The organism is Mucilaginibacter sp., assembly GCF_965225845.1.
In the GTDB taxonomy this organism is placed as follows: domain Bacteria; phylum Bacteroidota; class Bacteroidia; order Sphingobacteriales; family Sphingobacteriaceae; genus Mucilaginibacter.
Genome location: NZ_CBDDBL010000002.1, coordinates 878,647 through 903,206 on the forward strand (window position 1 = coordinate 878,647; position 24,560 = coordinate 903,206).

Genomic DNA, 24,560 nt, shown 5'->3' on the forward strand with positions numbered 1-24,560 from the left:
GCTATTATATTCAAAGCTATTATGATGAGTACCTTGTTTTTTATGAAAGGTTATCATGATAATATAATATCTTACCATTGCTACATTGGCCTATTTAGCTGTAAAGCCTGGTAGCAGAAAAAAATATTCATAATAATTATTGTTTGCTTATATCCGAATTTCTTTTAACATGCAACCATCCGCTATATAATAATTTCTTGTCAATATCTGGTTTAGGGAAAAACAAACTGCCAACATATCCAACAATAATCACTACCAGGTGGCTATAAACACCCAGCATCAATTTATTTTGATTGAAGTTGTATTTTCCAAGATTTAATAATAATGATTTATAATGGCCCGACCCAATTTGCGTTGACGTAAGAAAGGCATAAGCTGTAAATATAATACAGGCAAGAATGCCAATAGTCACGCCTTGCCTGTTAGCACGCGCGCTGAATAATCCCAGTAAAAATATGCCGGAAATTCCACCCGAAAAGATGGCATACAATGTAAACACGATCCCTAAAACACCTTCATCACCAGCGGAAAGATATAATGCGGCGATCAGCAGTGCGCCGATTCCTGCCAATACAACGATCCATTTACCGGCTTTTAGATATTCTTTATCAGTTTTGTTGGGGTAGAAGCGTTTATAATAATCTTCAACGCCTACTGCAGCCAAGCAATTCAAATCTGCACCCAGGCTGCACACTGCCGCAGATACCAGCGATGCTATGATCAACCCGACAACGCCTGTAGGCAGGCTATTCACAATAAAATAAGGGAAAACAGCATCCGGGCGTATGCCTGCGGGTATTGGGTTTTGCTTGTAGTAAACAAACAGGGCTGTGCCTATCAGCATAAATAAAGCCCAAACAGGCACTAATAAAAACACACCCATTAATGATGCCCTAATAGCAGACCTATCAGATTTTGCCGTTAAATAACGCTGAACGATAGTTTGATCTGTACCATATTTTTGCACGCCATAAAATATGCCGTTAATGGCCATTACAATAAAGGTTAACTTTTTAAAATCGAAATCATAGGGCCCAAAACCTGTTCTTCCGTTTGCTTTGGCTATATGCCAGGCTTCCGTTGCGCCACCATGGATGGAATAGATTAAGATGATCAAGCAAGCAACACCACAACCAAAAAGCATAAAGCCCTGGATAACATCAAGCCAGATAACAGCCTCGATACCGCCTAATAATGCCAGTATAATAATAACCACACCAATTACCCCGATGATAACCAATGTGTTTACACCAGACATATTTGCCAGCGCTAAGGATAGCAGAAAAAATACTGTCCCCATTTTTGAGAAATGGGTTAACACGAAACCTAAAGAACTGTAATACCTGGCAAATGACCCGAAACGTTTTTCGAAATATTCATACGTGCTTAGTCCGATAACTTTGCGATATAGTGGTACAATAAACCAGATCATGGTTAATAACACAATTGGTACCATTAAACCCTGTACCAATAGAATCCAGTTGGATGAATAACCTTCACCGGGGTAGGCAAGAAAGGTAATGCTGCTGATTAGTGTTGAAAGAATAGATAATCCAATAGCCCATGAAGGAATTTTGCCATTGGCAGCAAAATAGCTTTGCGTTGATTTTTGACCTTTCGAAAATCGAAATCCGAAATAAACAGTAATAAATAAAAAAGCAGCTATAATACCATAATCGAGTATATGCAGGTGTGCTGTATTCATTTATTTGGCAAGTGTTATTAAAAATTCCAGGTATTGGCAGGCCATTGGTAACTACCGGGTTTAAGCGTTAAAAAAAGATCGTCAATACCTTCGACTTTCATTTTGATAACACCAGGGCCAAGTTCCGCAACCGGGGAAAATTTATTAAAGTTTAAACGGTTTATAATTGCGGCAGCTGTTGAGCCGCCTTCTACTAAAAGTTCATTTATAGCAATTTTTTGAAAAACCTTTTCAATAACCCTTGCTTTTTTATCACGTAAATCAGCAGCGGTTATTGCAACTTTTCGGGTTGTATTTTCATCAATAGCAACAATGGCCTTTTTATGTATTTTTAATAAAGATACTATTTCATTTGCCCAATTATCAAACAGGCTTTCTTCATTTTTTGCTGTCGCGATAATTACTTTCGGCATATAACTTATAGGCCCCTCATTATAGGCAACTTTTTTAACCAATTGCCTGCTGTCATCATGCGTAGTGCCACAAACAAATAGTTTTAATGGTTCAATTTGTTCGTTGTTTTGATAGCTGGAAATTTGACCGCTTATATTTAGTGATTTAAGAAATGCTTTAAATATTCCGGCGCCACCGGCTAAAAGTGTTTCTGTATCAAGTTGGTTTACCCAGTGAGCTAAGTCTTCTTTGGTCTCGCAGTTTCCAACTATAATTCCGGTATCGGGAAGTTCATCAGTATGATCTGTTAAATAGATGTCACCATCTTTAACCCTCAGCATTGCATGAATTTTATTACTGCTCATCGAAAATTCAGGGTCGTGAGCGAAGCTGGTTAAATGTACAGGCTGATCATTTATGAAATACTGCCCTTGTTTTATGATCCGGCCAAATTGTGGATTAGGCGCGATTAGTAAAGCTTTTTTTAAACCCAGTTTTTGCAGATGTATTTTAAGCTCAGGTATTATATGCCCCCGCAAAACCGAATCTGTTTTTTTGAATATAACGTCCGGTTTTAACAGGTTGAGGATTTCTGTTATCTGCTCTGTTACTTTTAAAGCATTCTGCAACGGCATTGATCGCGTATCAGTACAAATAACTAAAACGTCAGCGTTTGAGTTTAAGCCGGGTTTGGTAGTCAGCTCTATTTTTAAGTTGTATTTTAGAGCTAAACCTCCAATTTCAGCAGCGCCGGTTAAATCATCAGCAATTACAGCTATCATTTAAAAAATCACCTGGTTTTTGTAACGGCTCAATTGTACAGCCGATTCAATTGCCAACAACATCGCATCCGGACTCGCTATGCCTTTACCTGCAATTTCAAATGCGGTGCCATGGTCAACTGATGTACGGATGATCGGCAAACCAAGCGTAATATTTACACCTTTTACACTCGCCATTTGCTGCTTTTCGGCGTCCCATTTAAATCCTGATAGCTTAAAAGGGATATGCCCCTGGTCATGATACATAGCTACTACACCACCATAGGCGCCTGTTGCTGCTTTGGCAAATAATGTATCCGGCGGTACAGGGCCTTCTACATTATAACCCCGGGCTAATGCTTCCTGAACAGCAGGCATAATTTCCATATCATCCTCGGTACCGAATAAGCCACTGTCACCGGCATGCGGGTTAAGCCCGGCAATGCCAATTTTAAGGTTAGTTTCTCCTAAACTTACCAGTCCGTTATATAATAATTCCACAACCTCAAGTATTCTTTCTTTTTTTACCAGGTCACAAGCCTGGCGTAAGGATACGTGGGTTGATACGTGGATCACCTTTAAATTATCTTCAACCAATAACATTGCATATTTATTGGTATGTGTAAAGTGAGCGTATATTTCGGTATGCCCGGCAAAATGGTGCCCTGCTTCGTTTATGGATTTTTTGTTGATAGGGCCGGTAACGGTAGCATCAATTTCGCCTGTCATAGCCAGTTCAATCACTTTTTTTACTGATCCAAATGCGGCATCACCTGCCATGGCTGATATCTCACCGAAAACAAGCTTGTTCATTTTTACATTATGCAAGTCGAAAACGTCGATTACACCAACATTGAATTTGGCTTCTTTTACGCTTTCAATCGAATGAATGGCAACATCAATTTTAAGGCGTTTAATAATATCCGCAAATACGCGGGCATCACCAACTAATATCGGGTTGCAAATATCATATACCTCCTTGTTCATTAATGCTTTAACAGCAATTTCGGGACCGATGCTCGCGGGATCGCCCATGGTTATCCCGATAGTAGGTTTATCAAACGTTTGCATCACTATTCATTATTAAGTTTTCCTTCTCAACCTGGTGGCGGAAGTGTTTCAATATTTTATTTCTCTCGTCGTCTCCAAGCGGATATATCGGTGGCATCACATACTCATCGCATAAATCAAGTTCATGCATACATACCTTTAGTGCCCATAGAGATTCACCCAACAGCTTGCCTTTTTGATAAACATCGCCCATAGCGTCAGATAGCTTCTGAAACTTATAAGCCCTTTCATGATCACCGTTTTTAACGGCTTTATACAATCCGTCATAAATATGCGGACAAAGGTTTCCTGTGCTTGGTATCAATCCATCGCTGCCATTGATGAGCGCCTCGGCAGATTTTGGAGCCCATCCTAAGAAATGACAAAAATCATCGCGTTCGGCCCACAAAAAGTGAGATTCTTTTAACCTCTCCTCACTGCGTTCAGAATCTTTTGTACCGATAACTTTTTCGTGATAACTCAATCGGTCAATTATTTTTAACGGGATAGACATGCGTGTAGTAACAGGGATATTATAAATGATCACTGGTCCCGGAACCTGTTCTATCAAATTCTCAAAATACCGAAGCATTTGGTCATCCGAAAGATTATAATAGGATGGGAGCGTAGCTGCAACTGCGTCAACACCATTATCAAAACAAATTTTTGCCAGCTTTACAGAATCCTCTAAACAGTTTGCCGATATGCCTGCATAAAGTACATCATCAGTCTGTTTTAATTTTAACGCAGCAACTATGAAATCTTTTTTTAGGTTGAATGATAAGGATGTTGATTCGCCGGTAGTGCCATTAATAAAAGGCATTACATGGTGTTTATGTAAATGATGGAGCATTTTTTCCAATGCGCCATAGTCTAGCTTAAGGTCTTTGGTAAGCGGTGTAACAGCGGGGATAACTACCCCTTTATATTTTTCTTTATTGGTCATCTGTTAATACGCTTTTTGGTAAATGTTAATAGCATCTTCTTCACTTATATGTCGCGGGTTGTTTTTTAACAAGCGCTGAATTTTTAAAGCATCTTTAGCCATTTGAGGGATGGCATCCTGTGGTATATCTACATCTCTTAAACGGGCAGCAACTTCGCAGTCGGCAATTAACTGCTTTACTTTTTCAATTCCTTTTTTTGCTGTTGCAAGATCATCCCGTTCCCGTTCACAGCCCAGAGCTACGGCAACATCGGCATAGCGCAATGGTGCAGCAATCATGTTATATTCCATAACATAAGGCAACAATAAGGCATTGGATAAGCCATGTGCCAGGTGGAATGAACTACCTAACGGGTATGATAACGCATGAACACCTGCCGTATTCACCGGGCCTAAACAAAAGCCGCCTAATAAACTGCCCATGGCAACCTGGCTGCGTGCTTCTTCATCTTTTCCGTTTTTTACAGCTTTAACTAAATTTGCTGCGATCAATCGCATGCCCTCATAGGCATACATATCAATAAATGGGCGCGAAAATTTATTGGTATAAGCCTCAAGGCAATGGGTTAAGGCATCCAAACCGGTTGCCGCGGTAATGGCCGGCGGAACACTTATGGTTAATAGCGGATCAACGTAGACAATATCGGGCACTAAAAACGGACTGATAATACCTTTCTTCTGGTTATCAATATCATCAATCAAAATAGCATTTGGCGATACTTCGCTTCCGGTACCCGAAGTTGCCGGAGCGCATATTAGTTTTATATTACGCCCTTTCAACAGGCCAATCCCTGCTATATCTGCAAGCGTTTGATCATTATCCAATTGTGCGGCAATCAATTTTGCCATATCCAATACACTGCCACCACCAATACCAATTACAACATCAGGTTTAATCCTTTTTGCATCGATAAGCAGGTTTTCAAAATCATTAAAAGTTGGTTCCTGAACTATACCGGTATTTACCGCAGTTAAGAGTCCCGCTTTGCCTAATTCACTTATAAATGCATCTAACATACCCAAAAGCGGTTGTATGGTTACAATAAACGCGCTTTTGCAACCCAAGCTTATAATTTCGGACGGTAGTGATGCCAGGCAACCATTGCCAAAAACAAGCTTCCCTGGAAAATTGATAGAAAAGCTATGCGTATTATTTATAATCATGTTAATCACCCGGGTATAATTACCGGTTCAATTGGTTAATGCTTTATTTAGCAAAATCATCGCCAAAGCTTGTAATATTGCAGGTTTTATAATTGCTTAAATTACTCTTATGAATTTTGTGTTTTGTATGGTATCTTTTCAATAGTGTATATTATATTATCATGGCTCCTGTAAGTTATAAAACTAAGGGTCAGTACATTAATACAGCATCTCACTAATCAAGCTTTTAGATTTATATAAAACAAATGTATTAGCGGGATTAATATTAGGGTTGTATAATTTATGCAAGTAATTGTATAATATTATCATTAAGTGGAATTATCAATTATAAATATTTATTAAAATTGAAAATATTTCCTAAGTCTTAAATCATAGTTTTTTATAAATAAATGCTCATTTTGACTTACGTAACCTCATATTATACAGTTATTGAACTATTTACGACAACGATTAAGTAAATATTACTGCTTTAAAACTTGATGTTACAGTAACCTGAAGATAACTTTGTAGGAAGTTAAGATATTATAATATCCAAGATATATAAGCCTATGTCGCAACTCCAAATGATAGCGACAAATAATTAATGATAAGTACATGGTAGCAGTAAAGACATTAGGTCAATTTATTATTGAAAGGCAGGACGATTTTCCTTATGCAAAGGGAGAACTTTCGCGCTTGTTACGCGATCTGGCCATTGCCGCGAAAATTGTGAACCGCGAAATTAACAAGGCCGGGCTGGTCGATATTTTAGGTGAAGCCGGTACCATAAATGTACAAGGCGAAGGCCAGAAAAAGCTGGATGTTTATGCCAACGAACAATTTATAGCTGCATTAACAAGTGGCGGCGAATGTTGCATTGTAGTATCTGAAGAAAATGATGAGCACATTTATATTGATTCAGAGGTATCTAAAGATGCTAAATACATCGTGGCGATAGATCCGCTGGATGGTTCATCAAATATTGATGTTAATGTGGGGGTAGGTACTATATTTTCCATTTACCGTCGAAAATCGGTTACCGGTAAGGCTACGCTGGAGGATATGCTACAGAAAGGTACCGAACAAGTTGCCGCCGGTTATATCATTTATGGTTCATCAACCATGCTGGTTTATACCACAGGTAAAGGAGTAAACGGCTTTACGCTCGACCCTTCAATAGGTGAATTTTGTTTGTCGCACCCTAATTTAACTATTCCGAAGGATGGCATAATTTATTCTATTAACGAAGGATATTATACCCATTTTCCTGACGGGGTTAAAAAGTATATAAAATATTGCCAGGTAGAGGATAAGCCAACCTCACGGCCATATACTTCACGCTACACTGGCTCCATGGTTGCCGATCTGCATCGTAACATGATCAAAGGAGGGATATTTATTTATCCGAGCACTGCAAGTTCCATCAAAGGAAAACTGCGCCTGGTATATGAGTGTAACCCAATGGCTTTTATCATTGAGCAAGCAGGTGGCTTGGCGTCTGACGGCTACAAAAGGATCCTTGATCTTGATGTGAAAGAATTACACCAGCGCTCGCCAATATTTATAGGCTCAGAAAACATGGTGAAGAAGGCTGAAGAATTTATGGCTTCATTTTCACCTCAAATACTTAAAACCACCTTTGAAGGTGCTGTTACAATTCAGTAAACCAACCCTTAACCATATCTAAAAAAAAACCCGGTGCGCATTTGCTACCGGGTTTCTTATTTTAATTGAGTTTGTATTAATCTTTATAACCAATGGGCACAACCCTGTTCAATGGCACCAGGCCATTTAAATAAACTTCGATATTAGTATAGCCATTGCCATTTTTTGCAGGCAATGCAGCATCTTTAGGGTCATTTGGATTAAGGCCATGGCTAATTTCATATTCATCAGGCATCCCGTCATGATCGGTGTCTTTGTAAGGCGTTCCTCTATATTCAGGATAACCCCCAACTTGCGATATATCAGTAATAATACCTTTTTTGTAGGATGAGTCCGGCAACCGGTGTTTAACCCATTGTTTGCCATTGCTGTTATCGCTTCCTTCAACATAGGTTATTTTTCCGGTCCTAACATCGTTAATGATGCGCTTATCAACAGCATCTCGTTTCGGCAGGAAACAACCCACATTATTCAATACATAATCATAAGCCTCCTTGGCTGATATTACAGTTATTGGCGCTATCGGGAAAGGTTTATTAACCCTAATACTGTCGGTATAACGGCCTGCATCAGGCAATTCACCAATTTGTATGCCACCAGCCCAGTTGTCGTTGGTTACTTTATCATCACCTTCCATAATATTACCATGAGCGTATACACGGCCAAACAATCCTTTACTTTCCGGCGATCTACCCGATTCAGGTTTCAGGATCCTGTGCCCAACAGGTTTGGCAATGTCAGTTATGGGCCCTGGTTTGTAATAATTATTAAAGAAGTTAAATAGCGAGTTGTTATCGCCGCCATCAGCGCTGCGGTCCCACCAATTGAAAATCACGTTATTAACAAAGCCAAAATCGCCATACATGCCTACCGACGGGTTGCGGCTGATGTTGTTAGCCCAAAGATCACGCATGAAGGTACTGTTCAAACCGCCAAGCGTACTGCCAAAAGCGTGGTTATAAGTATCAAGGCCTTCGGCAAACATGCAGTTTTGCATGGTAATGTTTACGGTAGGCAGTTTATCCCCGTTCTTTTTACCTGTACGGTTATATACGTGGCGATACATCGACATAACCTCATCTAAACCCCAGCTGCCGGATACGTGGTCTATCATAATATTACCGACCGGGTTGCCGCCGAAGGCATCGTCCCTGCGGGTAACATCCGTAGCGCCTCTGCGGAAACGTACAAATCGTACTACCACATCATGAGTATCAACCCAAACAGATTCTCCTGCTATACAAATACCATCGCCCGGTGCACTTTGTCCTTCTATGGAAATGTATGGCGCCCTTATGCTAATTGGCTGACTTAAATGAATAATCCCGGCAATATTAAATACCACAATTCGCGCACCACCTTGCTCGCAGGCATCACGTAGTGAGCCAGGTCCGTAATCGTTCAGGTTAGTGACTTCAATCACCCTGCCGCCACGACCTCCGAACGAATACATACCACCACCCTCAGCTCCCGGGAACGCGGGGATTTTAGCTTGAGGCAGATCTGATGGTTTAGCCGCCCAGGGAATGTAAGGCTTTCCGTTTTTTTCGTCGCGTTCAATAGCGGGCATTGCTTTTGCAAATGCAGCATCAGAGCGTTGTTTTTCGATGTTATAAATAGAGTCCGACTTGGCCTGCATGGCAGGAGGTACCCGTGGGTATTGTGCTTGTGCAGTTTGATAAGTTCCGGTTAATCCCGCAAGAGCAGCCAGAACAATAAGTTTCTTCTTCATTTTTGTTAATATAATAGCGTATGTAAACAGGTTATAATTGAATTGGCATCAATAAAGCTAACAGGGTATTTGTGTCAGCATCTGTTTCCAAATATCTACTGTATATAAAATTGTTTTTTGTATGATATTTTCTATGTAATATACAATTTTAGCAGGTATGCTTTAATCACTTGCTTTTTAATGATAAATACCTATAAATTTACATTACCAGTTATAAATAAAACAATCGTAGTGATTTTTGAATGTCAGGACATTCAGCGTTATCTATTTGTCAAACCAAAAATAAATTCTAAATTGATACAGGTAAAATGAGGGTCAAATTAATTATAATCGTTATATTTGTATGTGTAGCTAATCAGCTATGCATTGCTCAGCAACATCAATATGTACTTAGAACAAATACGCTAAAATCATACGTAGATTATTTCAATTCTATTGATACCGAAACGGTAAAAAATTACATTACCAATGATCATGCTGCTGAATGGATGGCTTCAAACGTACCTTTGTTTGAGTGCCCGGATTCAGCAATCGAAAAAATATACTATTACCGCTGGTGGACCTTTAGAAAACATTTGGTTAAAACGCCGGATGGCTATGTGTTTACCGAATTTATAACCAACGTAAACTGGGCCGGGGAATACAATACGGTGAGCAGTGCCGTGGGGCACCAGGTTTACGAAGGCCGCTGGCTACGCGACCCGGAATACATACGTGGCTATATTAATTTTTGGTTGTTTGATGATCCTAAGCAAGCTAAACCGCATTTGCATGCCTTTAGTAGTTGGATTGATGATGCAGTTTATAATTTTTATCTGGTAAATCCTGATAAGGAGTTTATCAGGCAAATTCTGCCGGCATTAAATAATGATTACCGCCAATGGGAAACAGATCGGCAATTACCAAGCAAAATGTTTTGGCAGTATGATGTACGGGATGCGATGGAAGAATCGATAAGTGGCGGCAGGCACGTTAAAAATGAGCGCCCAACAATAAACAGTTACATGTATGGTAATGCGAATGCGCTAAGTAAAATGGCAGCACTTGTTGGTAATGATAGCCTGCAAACCAAATATCAGCAAAAGGCAAGCCAGCTTAAACATTTGGTACAGGATAGCTTATGGGATGACAGCGCGAAGTTTTTCGAAGTTAAAACGCCTGCAGGCAAGTTTGCAAATGCGCGCGAAGAACTTGGTTTTATCCCCTGGTACTTTGATTTACCTGATGATAAAGCAAAATATGCCGAGCAATGGGATCAGCTAACAGACACCAAAGGTTTTAATGCGCCCTGGGGTATAACCACTGCCGAACGTCGCCATCCATTATTCCGTACCCATGGCAGCGGTCACGGCAGCGAATGGGACGGCGCGATTTGGCCTTTTGCTAGTACGCAAACACTTAAAGGACTGGCAAATTTGCTAACGGATTATAAGAATCAAAATAACATGTCGGCAAAGGTATTTTATGATCAATTTCATAAATACGCCATGTCTCATATCAAACGCGGGGTACCTTATTTAGGCGAATACCAGGATGAAAAAACTGGTTATTGGTTAAAAGGCGATAACCCGCGCAGCAGCTATTACAACCACTCAGGGTTTTGTGACCTGGTGATAAATGATCTCGTTGGGATAAAGCCACGGGCCGATAATGTGTTTGAATTATTCCCGCTTATCCCGAAAGATCAATGGGCTTGGTTTTGTTTATCGAATGTATCATACCACAACCGTTTATTTACCATTTTGTGGGATAGGAACGGATCGAAATATCATCATGGAAACGGACTTTTTTTATATGCTGATGGCAAGCTGATCTATCACGGAAATGAATTAAAACATATAACCGTCGCGCTAAATCACAAAGGTTAGTAACGATGCAGTTAATGCTAACATTGTACAATATCTTGAAAAAAAGTAACAGTATTTATTAGCGCCCCGCTAATAGATTTGATGTTATTACCATAACCAATATTATTTTTTAAACCTAAGTTTAGCATTAACACCAGGTACTTAAGTTTTTGATTGATTTTTATTTTTTCGAAAATCTTTTCATTAAAGGCTTACCCTTTTTAAACCATATGAGAATCAAAATTTCCTTGATAATTTGTCTTTGCATTTTTTGCGTTGGAATATGCCGTGCTGTAGGCAATATGCCGGGTAAAAACGTAACTATTATTACTATTGACAATTCCAGCCCTCGTATTAGATATGGTGCAGAAAAGCTGGCAGAAAAATTAAAAGCATATGGTTATAAGGTTAGAACAGTGCATCAATTAACTGTTGCTGGCAATACGATAAGTATTGGTTTGTTGAATGATGCGATTATAAAAAAGGCTTTTGCATTCAACCACATCCATTTTTCAAAAACTCCCGGCAAGGAAGGCTTTTCTATAAGCTCAGCCAATAATAATATTGTTATAGCCGGCGCTGATAATTCAGGCGTGCTTTATGGTTGTTTGGAACTGGCAGACAAAATACGCGCGGGTGGCAGTTTGCCAAAGCAAATCAATATATCTGATCAACCTGAAATGGTATTGCGCGGTGCATGTATCGGCATACAAAAACCTGAACTTTTACCCGGTCGCGGAACTTATGAGTATCCATATACTCCTGAAAATTTCCCATGGTTTTATGATAAGGCTTTGTGGCTGCGTTACCTGGATTCATTGGCTGAAAATCGTATGAACTCGCTCTACCTGTGGAGCGGCCATCCGTTTGCTTCGCTGGTTAAGGTAAAGGATTATCCTTACGCGCTTGAGGTAGACGAAGCTACTTATGATAAGAACGTGGAAATGTACAATTTTCTGACCCGCGAAGCAGACAAAAGAGGCATCTGGATCATCCAGGGATTTTATAATATCATTGTATCTAAACCTTTCGCTGAAAAAAATCACCTGAAAACGCAGGATCGTAACCGGCATATTGTGCCAATTATTGCTGATTATACAAGAAAGTCTATCGCCGCATTTGTGCAAAAATATCCAAATGTGGGTTTACTGGTTACTTTGGGTGAGGCAATGGAAGGCGTTGGCCAGGATGATATTGATTGGTTCACCAAAACAATTATTCCCGGTGTAAAGGATGGTTTGCATGCTTTAGGCCGTACGGATGAACCACCAATTGTGCTGCGGGCTCATGATACCGATGCACCGTCGGATATGAAATATGCCAAACCATTGTATAGAAACCTATATACCATGATCAAATACAATGGCGAGGCATTAACTACTTACACGCCGCACGGCCCCTGGGCTCAGTTGCACCAAAAATTAAGTAAACTCGGCCCTGTTGAGATTGAGAACGTGCATATCCTGGCTAATCTGGAACCTTTTCGGTATGGATCAGATGATTTTATACAAAAAAGTGTACAGGCAATGCATAATACCGATGAATCGAATGGCATCCATATTTACCCACAAGCATCTTATTGGGATTGGCCTTACAGTGCCGATAACACCTCGACACGCTTATTAGAAATGGACAGGGATTGGATTTGGTACAAGGAGTGGGCTCGTTATGCCTGGAATTGCCATCGGGATAGAAGCGATGAAGTTAAATATTGGTCGCAGCAATTGGCAAACAAATATGGTTGTAACAATGAGCAAGGAAAAGATATCCTGACAGCCTATGAGCAGTCGGGCGAAATATCACCTAAGATATTGAGACGCTTTGGTATCACCGACGGTAACCGCCAAACCATGACGCTGGGCATGACCATGAATCAGCTCGTCGACCCTGAAAAATATGGTTTGTTCTCCCTGCTTTATAATTCTGAAGGGCCTGAAGGTGAAATGCTTAGTGAGTATGCGGCAAAAGAATGGAAACATGAGCTGCATACGGGCGAAACGCCTGTACAAGTAATGCACGATATTATTGCAGAAGGTGATGCATCTGTAAAAGCGATTGATAACGCCTCATCAGGTATTACTGAAGATAAACAAGAATTTAACCGTCTTAAAAACGATATGTATTGCTACAATGCCATGGCTAACAGTTACGCACATAAAGCGGCGGCGGCATTGTTAGTTCTTCGCTATAAGTACTCGAATGATATTACTGATTTGGATAAAGCACTACCAGAGTTACAGACCAGCTTAGCTTATTACCAGCAATTAGCAGATCTTACAAAAAATAGTTACCTGTATGCCAACAGTATGCAAACCAAGCAGCGCAAAATACCATTGGGTGGTAATGATGGAAAAAATAAAACATGGGCTGAGCTACTGCCATATTATCAAAAGGAGTTGGACAATTTTAAACGGAATATAGATTCATTAAAATCTTCACAGGCTACCGCTAACCAAGCGCAAAAAATCCAATTAACGGATGCTGTTGTGAGTATATCCGATGAATCGTTCTATAAATTAACCGCAGGGGAACAGGTTTATACCGATTCAGCGGGGATTATTAAAAATGTCGCTCCGGAACTATCAGGTTTAAAAGGTATTAAATTTTCCAAAGCCGATCAGGAAAAAAACGGAACCTCAATAAAATTCAGCAACTCAAAGCCGGTAAAGGTTTTGGTTGGCTATTTTGCCAGTAAAAATGCACAATACTTACAGGAACCGCAACTGGAAACCGATGCGAGTGCAAATGATTACGGGCAGGCAGATGTTAAAATTTCCAATGCTATCCAGATTGAGGGCTTGCCGCCGGTTAATATTCATACGTATTCTTTTAAGCCGGGCGATAATGTACTTACCCTCGGTAAAGGCGCTTGCGTGATTTTGGGGATTGTTAATGACAGCGAGAATATCCCAGTTTATGATGCCGGCTTAAGTAATGAAGGTAATATACGCGATATGAGGTGGTTGTTTAACTAAATTATGATAAAAAACAGTAGATCACATAATATAACACGGCTTATAGCGGTATTAACTGTGCTGACTATTTTTTATGCTGATTTTGCTGTTGCGCAATCAAATACCACTTTAAAACTCTGGTATAAACAACCCGCCCAAAAGTGGACCGATGCACTGCCCATTGGTAACGGCCGTTTAGGAGCGATGATATTTGGCGGTGCAAATGAAGATCGCATTCAGTTTAATGAACAAACTTTGTGGACCGGTGGCCCCAGAGCATACGCCCGTAAAGGTGCAGCAAAATATTTACCCATTATCCGCCGTCTGATCGCTGAAGGCAAACAAGCCGAAGCGGAATCCATTGCCCAGGAACATTTCATGGGGATGAAAAGCCATGAATTTACCTATAATGCTGATTCTATCGGCTGGATAAAAAGAATGCGCTCGGACACTGGCTATTCGGCTGCTGAGTTAGACGACAGCAAATGGAAAACCATCGTTCAGCCGCAAGTTAACGGCTGGGAAGTGCTTCCTGGTTTTGAGGGTTTGGATGGCGCGATATGGCTTCGCAATAGCTTTGATGTGCCTGCGGATCTCTCGGGCAAAGTCATGGTTTTAAAAATTGGCCGCGTGCGCGATATGGATTTTACCTATGTAAACGGACATTTGATTGGGGCTGCCAATGATACTAAAAATCGTACTTACACTATCCCGGCAGGTTTGCTTCATCCCGGCAAAAATACCATCGCCATACAGGTGCTCAATTTTTATGATAAGGGTGGATTAACTACTGTAAAAGAAAGACTCGGTGTTTACCAAAAAGATGCCCCCGCAAATTTTATCCCGCTAAAATCAGGTTGGAAATACGTGATCCAAGATGATTCACCGCCAGCTCACCCTGCATATAATGCCGAATACCAACCCTTTGCCGATCTCTACTTACAATTCCCTAAACAGCAGGTATCAAACTATACCCGCGATCTTGATCTGACTAAAGCCATCGCGCATGTTACCTACCAATCAAACGGTACAACCTATACCCGCGAATACTTTTCAAGCGCACCCGATCAGGTTATAGCGGTACACCTAACAGCAAGCCAGCCCGGCAGCATAACCTTTAACGCGTTACTTAAAACCTTACACAAGTCTTTCAATATTTACAAAGTCGACGCCCATACATTGGCATTATCGCTTAAAATTAGCGATGGCGTATTGCGGGGCGTTAGTTATTTACATATTGAGGCGATAGGTGGCAAAGTAGTGGTAGATGCAAATGATATAACTGTTAGCAACGCTAACCAGGCTACGCTATACCTAACCGCAGCAACCAATTTTAAAAGTTATAAAGATGTTTCCGGCAACCCTGATGCAATTTGTAAAAATATTATCAGCAAAATTTCAGGTAGAATTTATGCGATTATAATGGCCGCTCATGTTAAAGATTATCAATCTTATTTCGATAATTTCTTTCTTTATTTAGGGTCTACTCCAAATGATAGCTTACCTACTGATGAGCGCATCCTAAAATTCAGCAATACTGCCGATCCTGCTTTGATAGCCTTATATGTGCAATACGGCCGTTATTTGCTGATTTCATCATCACGCCCGGGCAATAGCCAGCCTGCAAATTTACAGGGACTTTGGAACGATCTGCTGACACCACCTTGGGGTAGTAAATTTACCACCAATATCAATTTAGAAATGAATTACTGGCCTGCCGAGGAATTAAATCTATCAGCATGTAGTGCCCCGTTTTTTAATGCGGTTGACGATCTGGCGCAAACCGGCAAAGCCACAGCCAAACTACACTACAATGCGCCCGGATGGGTACTACATCACAACACTGATATATGGCGCGGAACCGCCCCCGTAAATTCCTCAACCCATGGTATTTGGGTAAGTGGCGGCGCATGGCTTTGCCACCAGTTATGGGAGCATTATTTGTTTACCAAAGATCAGGCATTTTTAAAAAACCGGGCTTATCCCGATATGAGCAGCGCGGCTGAGTTTTTTGTTCATTTTTTAACCAAAGACCCTAAAACAGGCTACCTCATCAGCACACCATCAAATTCACCCGAGCATGGCGGCTTGGTTGCCGGGCCGTCAATGGATCATCAGATTATTCGTGATCTGTTCAAAAATACAATTGCTGCTGCCGGTGTTTTGGGCATCCATAATAAGTTTATAGATACACTGAAATCCATGTACGGCCAAATCGCGCCTAATAAAATTGGTCGCTATGGTCAATTACAAGAGTGGATGGAGGATAAAGACGATACCGCCGATACCCATCGCCATGTATCGCACATGTGGGGAGTTTATCCCGGTACGGATATTACGTGGGACACTCCGGCTTTAATGAAGGCTGCCGAACAATCTCTCAAATATCGTGGCGATGAAGGAACAGGATGGAGCATCGCCTGGAAAGTAAACTTATACGCACGCTTAAAAGAGGGCGACCACGCCTTGCGTTTATTCGATATGCTGCTTTCACCCGCTGATGTAAGCTCAGGAAAAGAAAAGGGTGGCGTATATCACAACTTATTTGATGCCCACCCACCATTCCAGATAGACGGCAACTTTGGCGGCGCCGCCGGACTTGCCGAAATGCTGTTGCAAAGCCAGGGCGATGCGATAGAGATTCTGCCGGCATTACCAACAACTTTACCCGTTGGCAAAGTTGCTGGCATCTGTGCAAGAGGTGGCTTTATATTAAGTTATAGTTGGGTTCATGGGCAATTGCAATACATTAAGGTAACATCTACAACAGGCGGCAATTGTAAATTGATGTACCATGGTAAAATAGTCAATATCATCACTCAAAAAGGCGCGAGTTATGATTTCGATGGCTTATTAAATCGTATGGAAAATGTTAAATGATAAGCAGCTGTATGTAAAAAGTATTTGCCGATGGCTTTGCCACATGGCTTTTGTGCTTTTTATAATGGCTGCTTGCCAAACAGCTTTAGCGCAAAATATCCGCCAGGAAATATTATTAAACAACAATTGGCACACCACTGCCGATGAACATAACATAAACGCCCATAAAGGTTTTGAAAAAGCCGGTTTCGCTGATAAAAATTGGCTAACCGTCGATGTACCACATAACTGGGATACTTACGGAGGTTATCGCCGCTTAAAACATGGCAATCTTCATGGTTACGCCTGGTACCGAAAAACCTTTATAATTACCAAACAGCAGCCGGGTAAACGTTATTTTTTGTGGTTCGAGGGAGTTGGCTCATATGCTACAGTATGGCTTAACGGCAAACAGGTGGGTTACCATGTCGGTGGTCGTACCACTTTTACGCTCGATGTTACCAATGCGATCAAACAAGGTTCCAACCTCCTCTGCGTTCGGGCTGATCATCCGGCTTTTATCAGGGATCTTCCCTGGGTATGCGGCGCCGACTCTGATGATCCGGGGTTTTCCGAAGGTTCGCAGCCGATGGGGATCTTCAGGCCTGTCCACCTCATCTTTACCAACCCAGTGAGGGTGGAGCCATTCGGTATCCATGTTTGGAATGATACCACAGTTTCCGAAAGATCAGCCACACTAAACCTAGAAACAACAGTTAAAAATTATAGTAATAAGCCTTGCGAAGCAACAGTTACAAACCAACTATTTGATGCTAATGGAAAGGTAGTTGCCGAAACAAAATCAGTAATCAATCTCGATGCCAATGCAACCGGCATTGCAAAGCAGATCATGCCGCAAGTAAAACAGGTTCATCTATGGTCGCTCACCAATCCGTATTTGTATACCGTTAAAGCACAAGTAACAATCAACGGCCACATGGTCGATCAAACGTCTATTACTTATGGGATCCGTTGGATAAGCTGGCCCATCGGCCGTAATAACGGCGATAACCGTTTTTACCTAAATGGCAAACCTGTATTCATCAACGGCATAGCCGAATACGAGCATTTAATGGGTAATAGCCATGCCTTCAGTAACCAGGAGATAAAAGCGAGGGTAATGCAACTACGGTCGGCTGGTTTTAATGCGTTCCGCGATGCGCATCAACCGCATAATCTGGAGTATCAAAAATATTGGGACAAGCTGGGCGTCCTGTGGTGGCCGCAATACACTGCACACATCTGGTATGATACGCCGGAGTTCAGGAATAACTTCAAAGCGCTGTTACGGGATTGGGTCATCGAGCGAAGAAACAGTCCGTCGGTGATTTTATGGGGATTGCAAAACGAAAGCCGTTTACCTGAGGATTTCGCGAAGGAGTGTTCCGATATCATCCGCAGCCTTGATCCAACCGCCTCATCCCAACGCAAAATAACAACCTGTAATGGTGGTAAAGGAACCGATTGGGATGTGCCGCAAAACTGGTCGGGTACGTATGGCGGCAATGTATTTGATTACGCTTCAGATCTTCAAAAAGACATTTTAGTGGGCGAATATGGCGCCTGGCGCAGCCTTGATCTGCATACCGATGGTTCATTTGCCCAAACTACAGTTTTAAGCGAGGATAGGATGAGCCAATTGCTTGAGACAAAAGTCAGGTTAGCAGAATCGGTGAAAGATAAAGCCGCAGGACAATTTATGTGGCTGCTATATTCGCATGAAAATCCGGGCCGGGTACAGGGTGGAGAAAGCGAACGCGAACTGGATAGAGTTGGCCCTGTAAATTATAAAGGCTTGTTCACCATTTGGGGGCAGCCAACAGATGCGTTTTATATGTACCGGGCCAATTATACTGATAAGCATAAGGAGCCAATGGTTTACATTGTATCGCATACCTGGCCCAACAGGTGGCTAACTCCGGGTAAAAAAGATAGCATTAGCGTATATTCCAATTGCGATGAAGTGGAATTGTTCAATGATATAAATGGTAAATCTTTAGGCAAAAGGACGCGACAAGGTATCGGTACTCATTTTCAATGGGACGGCGCTGACATAAAATATAATTTGCTCTACGCGATAGGTTATGTAGATGGAAAAGCCGTCGCAAATGATGAAATTATATTAAATCATCTTCCTAAAGCACCGGGTTTAAAAGATCAAACGGTAACATTTTCACAAATATTAAAACCTGCAGTCGGCTATAAGTATTTATACCGAGTTAATTGTGGAGGCCCTGACTACACTGACAAGCACGGTAACCTATGGATGGCTGATGTTCACAAAACCAGCAAGCAAACCTGGGGCTCCGTATCATGGACGGATGATTATGCCGGGATGCCCGCTTTCTTCGGAAGCCAGCAAAGGAGCTTTGATATAATCCAGTCTACTAACGATGAACAGCTACTTCAGTCGTACCGCTTTGGGATGAATAAACTAAAATATCAATTCCCGGTACCGGATGGCGATTATAAATTAGAACTGTTTTTTACAGAGCCCTGGTATGGCATTGGCGGCGGAATGGATTGCACTGGCTGGCGGATGTTTGATGTAGCGGTCAATAATAAAACGGTGATCAAAGATCTGGATATCTGGAAAGAGGCAGGCTGCGATAATGCGATTAAAAAAACCGTTAATGTACATATAACAGGCGGCCAATTGCAGATCTCCTTCCCGCATACCGCGGCAGGCGAGGCTATAATTTCTGCCATCGCGATAAGTACGCTTGATCAAAAAGCAGTAGCAGCGCCATCATCAGGTAACGATATTAGAGACTTAAAAATTCAAGGTGATAGCAAATCATCGGTACAGTCATGGTTAGATATTGGCCAGCAAGCTTATACTGATGCCAACGTACTTTTTAGCCAGTTGCCGCCGTCACTATATGGCGCTGATTGGATCAAAGCCCCCAAACAGGGTTCAAATATAGCAAGCTTTACTGTCCATGATACTTCAGATATTTACATCGGCATTAATGCAAAGTCTAATGAAATCCCATCCTGGTTAAAAGATTTTTTGTCCACAGGCTTAATTATGCAAACTGATGAAAATGGCGGCACTAACCTGTCGATCTATAAAAAGCGGTTTAACAAAGGGGCAACCATTCATGTAGGTAAGGTTAACAACAATCAACAATATATTGTGGCTGCGTTGCCTGTTACCACACTAGCACCAGCCGTCGATTTAAAAAGATCTGTAAAATATGATGTTGCCAATGCTTCAATCGACGGTAGCGGAATAATACTGGATACTTTAAATAAGAAAACGGTATTACGGTTCACAGTAGCAGCCGGCTCGAAAGCAATATTGATGATCAATCCCGGTGTGGCAGATACTTATAACTTGAGCTTTAAATATTACAACAACAGCACGCAGGTTTTTAAAGTAAACATGCAATTACAAGCCGCTGATGGAACCATTATGAAAACTGAAATATTAAATTTTAAACCGCTTACCAAAGGTAAATCGGGTACAGTAACAACTTCAACCAACGGCAGCATCAACGCGGGAAATTACAAGGTGCTATTAACAACTATTGACGCGAAAGGCTTGATTATATCGGGACTGGAAATGCAGTAATAATAATTTGTAAAACGATGATCAAAAGACTCTACATACTTATTTTAATGCTGCCATTGCAGATTTTTGCTCAGGATTTGAAAGTGATCAACTTGATGTGTGAATATAAGCCTGATCCTAAAGGCGTGGAGTCTGCATCACCTAAATTAAGCTGGGAACTACAATCCGATCAAAGAAATACCCTGCAAACCAGCTACCACATTTTGGTTGCCGATAACAAGGACGCTTTAACCAAAAACGTAGCTAATATGTGGGATTCAAAACAAGTTCCATCATCCGCATCTATACAAATTAGCTATAAGGGCAGGCCTTTATTGGCTGCCAAAACTTATTACTGGAAGGTAATGGTTTCGGATAATCATCACCATTCCGAATGGAGCGCTATTAACAAATGGCAAATGGGTTTATTAACGCCAGCCGACTGGTTGAATGCAAAATGGATAGCTTACGCTAAAATGCCTGATTCTATGAGGATGGTACCGTTCCCGGCGGGTAAAGGCCCCAAAGGGTTGCCACCAAATAATGATGTGCTCCCATTATTGCGCAAAACATTCACGATAGATAAACCATTGAAAAAAGCCACTATGTATATCAGTGGTCTAGGCCATTTTGAATTGAGTTTGAACGGAGCTAAAGTCGGCGATCACTTCCTCGATCCGGGATGGACGCAGTACGATAAGCAGGCTTTGTATGTTCCTTTCGATCTGACAGAAAAGTTGGTGCAGGGCAATAACACCCTGGGAGTAATGCTGGGCAATGGGTTTTATTTTATCCCCAGGGATAAACGCTACAGGAAAATGACCGGAGCTTACGGTTATCCGAAGTTGATCTGTCGTTTAGTTTTGGAGTATAAGAATGGTACAATCGGTAACCTTGTAAGTGATGAAAGCTGGAAGGCAGCTCCCGGGCCAATAACTTTTACCAGTATTTATGGTGGCGAAGATTATAATGCTAACCTGGAGCAACCGGGATTTAATACGGTAAATTTTGATGATTCAAATTGGAAAAATACTGTAATCGTTGATGGTCCGCCACAATTAAATGCGCAGGCTGCTGATCCATTACGAGTGATGCAACAATTTACGCCAATTAGTAAAAAACAGTTGGATACCGGAGTTTGGGTTTATGATTTAGGTCAGAACGCTTCGGGTATTCCGCAAATTACTATTCAGGGTAAAAAGGGCGATACCGTTAGAATAATCCCTGCTGAAATATTACATGATGACGGCACGGCCAATCAAACAGGATCAGGCAAACCGCACTATTACGATTACGTACTAAAAGGCGATGGCCCGGAAACCTGGCACCCTCAATTCACTTATTATGGGTTTCGTTATTTACAGTTGGAAGGATCAGTTCCGCACGGTGAGGTCAACCCAAAACAATTACCTGTATTATTGGATGTAAGAGGTTTGCATACCCGCAATTCAGCAGCAAAAATTGGTGAATTTACCTGCTCCAATGAGCTGTTTAATAAAACATTTACACTGATTGATTGGGCAATGAAAAGTAACATGGCAAGTTTGTTTACAGATTGTCCGCACAGAGAAAAATTAGGATGGCTGGAGGAGGCTCATTTAGTGGGCAGTTCCCTGCATTATAATTATGATATTCATCGCCTTGCCTTGAAATGCATTAATGATATGCGCCTTGCACAAACGCCCGATGGTTTGATACCGGAAATTGCCCCCGAGTTTACCAAATTCGGCGAACCATTTCGGGACTCCCCTGAATGGGGAAGTAATGCAATTATCTTTCCGTGGTATGTGTATGAGTGGTATGGTGATAAGGAAGTGCTCGCCGAAAATTATGACATGATGAAGCGCTATCTGGATTATCTGGGCAAGCAAGCCAAAGGGCATATCCTGACAGAAGGCTTAGGTGATTGGTATGACCAGGGACCGAAAGCGCCGGGCTATTCACAACAAACACCCAAAGGCATTACAGCTACAGCCTTTTATTATTATGATTTAGGTATAGTGTCCAATATTGCCACGCTTTTAGGTAGAACTCAGGATGCTATAGCGTATAAAAAATTAGCTGTAGCCGTTAAACAAGCTTATAATAAAGCTTTTTTTAATCCTCAAACCAAACAGTATGGCACCGGCAGTCAAACAGCTAATTCCATATCAGTGTATATGGGTTTGGTTAATGAAAAGGATAAAGCTGCTGTGATCAACAATATTGTTAAAGATTTGCGCGACAGAAGCAATGCGTTAACTTCAGGTGATATCGGGTTTCGATACCTGCTAAAAGTTTTGGATGACGCAGGCAGGTCGGATGTTATATTCGATATGAATAGCCGGTCTGATGTTCCCGGTTACGGTTATCAGCTGGCACATGGCGCAACTGCATTAACTGAATCATGGGGGGCATTGCCTCAGGTGTCAAACAACCACTTTATGCTTGGCCATATTATGGAATGGTTTTATGGCAGAATTGGGGGAATTCGCACTGCGCCCGGAGCAATTGCAATGAAAAAAATTGAAATTAGGCCCGAAGCTGTAGGTGATGTTACTTATGCTAAAGCCAGCTACAATTCGCCATACGGTGCTATCGTTTCTGATTGGAAAAAACAAAATGAAGGTTTTGACCTAACTGTTCAGATACCGGCAAATACTACTGCCACTGTTTATTTGCCCGCAAGTAAAACCAGCACATTATCTGAAAGTGGCAAGGCATTAACAAATAATAAAGCTGTAAAATTAATCGGCTACAAAAACGGCAAAGCACTGATAGCAGTCGGATCAGGGACTTACCATTTTACATCCAATAATTAAAAGATAATTACCATGAGATATAAACTTTTAATCCTGATAGCATTTATTTTCCAATATGCACTCAATAATACGTTTGCGCAATCAAAGCAGGATTCTGTTCCTGCCAATGTAATGCAGCAAATATATAACGAGGTGAAAACCCCATATAAATATGGTTTGGTGATGGTGCCGAATGATAACTCGCAAAAAGTGGATTGCCCAACTATTTTCAGGAAAGATGGGAAATGGTTCATGAGTTATTTTGTTTTTAACGGGCGTGGTTATGAAACCTGGCTGGCTAATAGCAGGGACTTGCTGCATTGGCAAACCATGGGGAAGATCTTATCATTCTCCGATACTACCGATTGGGATAACAATCAAAAAGGTGGCTATTTTGCTTTAGTAAATACAAAATGGGGAGGTTCATACGCCTTGCAAAAATATGATGGTAAATACTGGATGTCGTACTTCGGTGGGCATGAGCGGGGGTATGAAAAAGGTTCGTTGTCTCTGGGTATCGCTTATACAGATCAGGATCCTACAACAGCGCATGAATGGTCGCGCTTAGATCATCCGGTATTAACCCCGACGGATAGTAATGTGAGCTGGTGGGATAACCACATTCAATACAAAGAAATGATAATCTGGGATAAAACTAAGTTGACCGGTCATCAATTTGTGATGTATTACAATGCCAATGGCGATAGCGTTGATAAAAAACGCGGTGCTGAACGAATTGGCATGGCAACATCTGATGATATGATTCACTGGAAAAGATTTGGCAAAAACCCAGTCTTAAATCACGGTCCTGGAATAACAGGAGATCCGGATATACAGAAGATAGGGGATGTGTATGTGATGTTTTATTTTGGTGCATTTTGGAAGACTGGCCCCGGTGGTGTATTTAACCGCTTTGCCTGCTCCTATGATTTAGTGCATTGGACAGATTGGAACGGTGCAAAGCTCATCCAGGCATCTGAGCCGTTTGATAATGAATTTGCACATAAGTCATACGTAGTTAAATGGAAGGGCGTAGTTTACCATTTTTATTGCGCGGTTAATAAATCGCAACAGCGGGGTATAGCCGTAGCCACATCAAAAGATATGGGTAAAAGCACACTGAATTTTATTGCGCCACCTGTCAAGGTTAAAAAAACTAAATAGCTTGA

At 41.3% G+C, this 24,560-nt stretch carries 13 protein-coding genes; 7 read left to right on the plus strand and 6 right to left on the minus strand.

Annotation, left to right across the window (positions count from 1 at the left end; genetic code table 11):
- Positions 1-136 precede the first annotated feature (136 nt).
- Genes ACYZ0U_RS07875 through ACYZ0U_RS07895 form a run of 5 tightly spaced genes read right to left on the minus strand, consistent with a single transcriptional unit; the run spans position 137 to position 6,019 of the window.
- Positions 137-1,705, minus strand: a complete 1,569-nt coding sequence (locus ACYZ0U_RS07875; protein ID WP_461451534.1) for a sodium:solute symporter family protein — start codon at positions 1,703-1,705, stop codon at positions 137-139.
- A 17-nt stretch (positions 1,706-1,722) separates the two neighbouring features.
- Entirely contained in the window at positions 1,723-2,880 is a 1,158-nt protein-coding gene (locus ACYZ0U_RS07880) for a four-carbon acid sugar kinase family protein (RefSeq protein ID WP_461451535.1), read from the minus strand.
- The gene (pdxA, locus tag ACYZ0U_RS07885; protein ID WP_461451536.1) at positions 2,881-3,930 is read right to left on the minus strand and encodes a 4-hydroxythreonine-4-phosphate dehydrogenase PdxA; all 1,050 of its coding nucleotides are present in this window, start codon (positions 3,928-3,930) and stop codon (positions 2,881-2,883) included.
- Complete coding sequence (locus ACYZ0U_RS07890; RefSeq protein ID WP_461451537.1) at positions 3,917-4,855, minus strand: dihydrodipicolinate synthase family protein; 939 nt, start codon at positions 4,853-4,855, stop codon at positions 3,917-3,919. The genes pdxA and ACYZ0U_RS07890 overlap by 14 nt, the downstream gene beginning before the upstream one ends.
- 3 nt (positions 4,856-4,858) lie before the next feature.
- On the minus strand, positions 4,859-6,019 hold the full coding sequence (locus ACYZ0U_RS07895) for an iron-containing alcohol dehydrogenase (RefSeq protein ID WP_461451538.1): 1,161 nt from the start codon (positions 6,017-6,019) through the stop codon (positions 4,859-4,861).
- Between the two features lie 594 nt (positions 6,020-6,613).
- Here ACYZ0U_RS07895 and fbp point away from each other — a divergent pair.
- Positions 6,614-7,663, plus strand: a complete 1,050-nt coding sequence (gene fbp / locus ACYZ0U_RS07900) for a class 1 fructose-bisphosphatase (RefSeq protein WP_461451539.1) — start codon at positions 6,614-6,616, stop codon at positions 7,661-7,663.
- 76 nt (positions 7,664-7,739) lie between these two features.
- On the opposite strand, the gene ACYZ0U_RS07905 is transcribed toward fbp, so the two are convergent.
- Positions 7,740-9,395 (minus strand): polysaccharide lyase, encoded by a 1,656-nt coding sequence (locus ACYZ0U_RS07905; RefSeq protein WP_461451540.1) that lies wholly within the window; start codon positions 9,393-9,395, stop codon positions 7,740-7,742.
- 308 nt (positions 9,396-9,703) lie between these two features.
- Between ACYZ0U_RS07905 and ACYZ0U_RS07910 the strand changes: the two genes are divergently transcribed.
- The 6 genes from ACYZ0U_RS07910 (at position 9,704) to ACYZ0U_RS07935 (ending at position 24,555) form a co-directional block, all read left to right on the plus strand.
- Positions 9,704-11,263: an MGH1-like glycoside hydrolase domain-containing protein gene (locus ACYZ0U_RS07910; RefSeq protein ID WP_461451541.1), complete on the plus strand. Its 1,560-nt coding sequence runs from the start codon at positions 9,704-9,706 to the stop codon at positions 11,261-11,263.
- A 209-nt stretch (positions 11,264-11,472) separates the two neighbouring features.
- Positions 11,473-14,217, plus strand: coding sequence for an alpha-d-galacturonidase (locus ACYZ0U_RS07915; protein ID WP_461451542.1), 2,745 nt, complete (start codon positions 11,473-11,475; stop codon positions 14,215-14,217).
- Between the two features lie 3 nt (positions 14,218-14,220).
- Entirely contained in the window at positions 14,221-17,076 is a 2,856-nt protein-coding gene (locus tag ACYZ0U_RS07920; RefSeq protein ID WP_461451543.1) for a glycoside hydrolase family 95 protein, read from the plus strand.
- Entirely contained in the window at positions 17,066-20,632 is a 3,567-nt protein-coding gene (locus tag ACYZ0U_RS07925; RefSeq protein ID WP_461451544.1) for a malectin domain-containing carbohydrate-binding protein, read from the plus strand. The genes ACYZ0U_RS07920 and ACYZ0U_RS07925 overlap by 11 nt, the downstream gene beginning before the upstream one ends.
- Before the next feature lie 17 nt (positions 20,633-20,649).
- Positions 20,650-23,412 (plus strand): family 78 glycoside hydrolase catalytic domain, encoded by a 2,763-nt coding sequence (locus tag ACYZ0U_RS07930; protein WP_461451545.1) that lies wholly within the window; start codon positions 20,650-20,652, stop codon positions 23,410-23,412.
- Between the two features lie 12 nt (positions 23,413-23,424).
- A complete protein-coding gene (locus tag ACYZ0U_RS07935; protein ID WP_461451546.1) occupies positions 23,425-24,555 on the plus strand; it encodes a glycoside hydrolase family protein in 1,131 nt (376 codons plus the stop codon).
- Positions 24,556-24,560 lie beyond the last annotated feature (5 nt).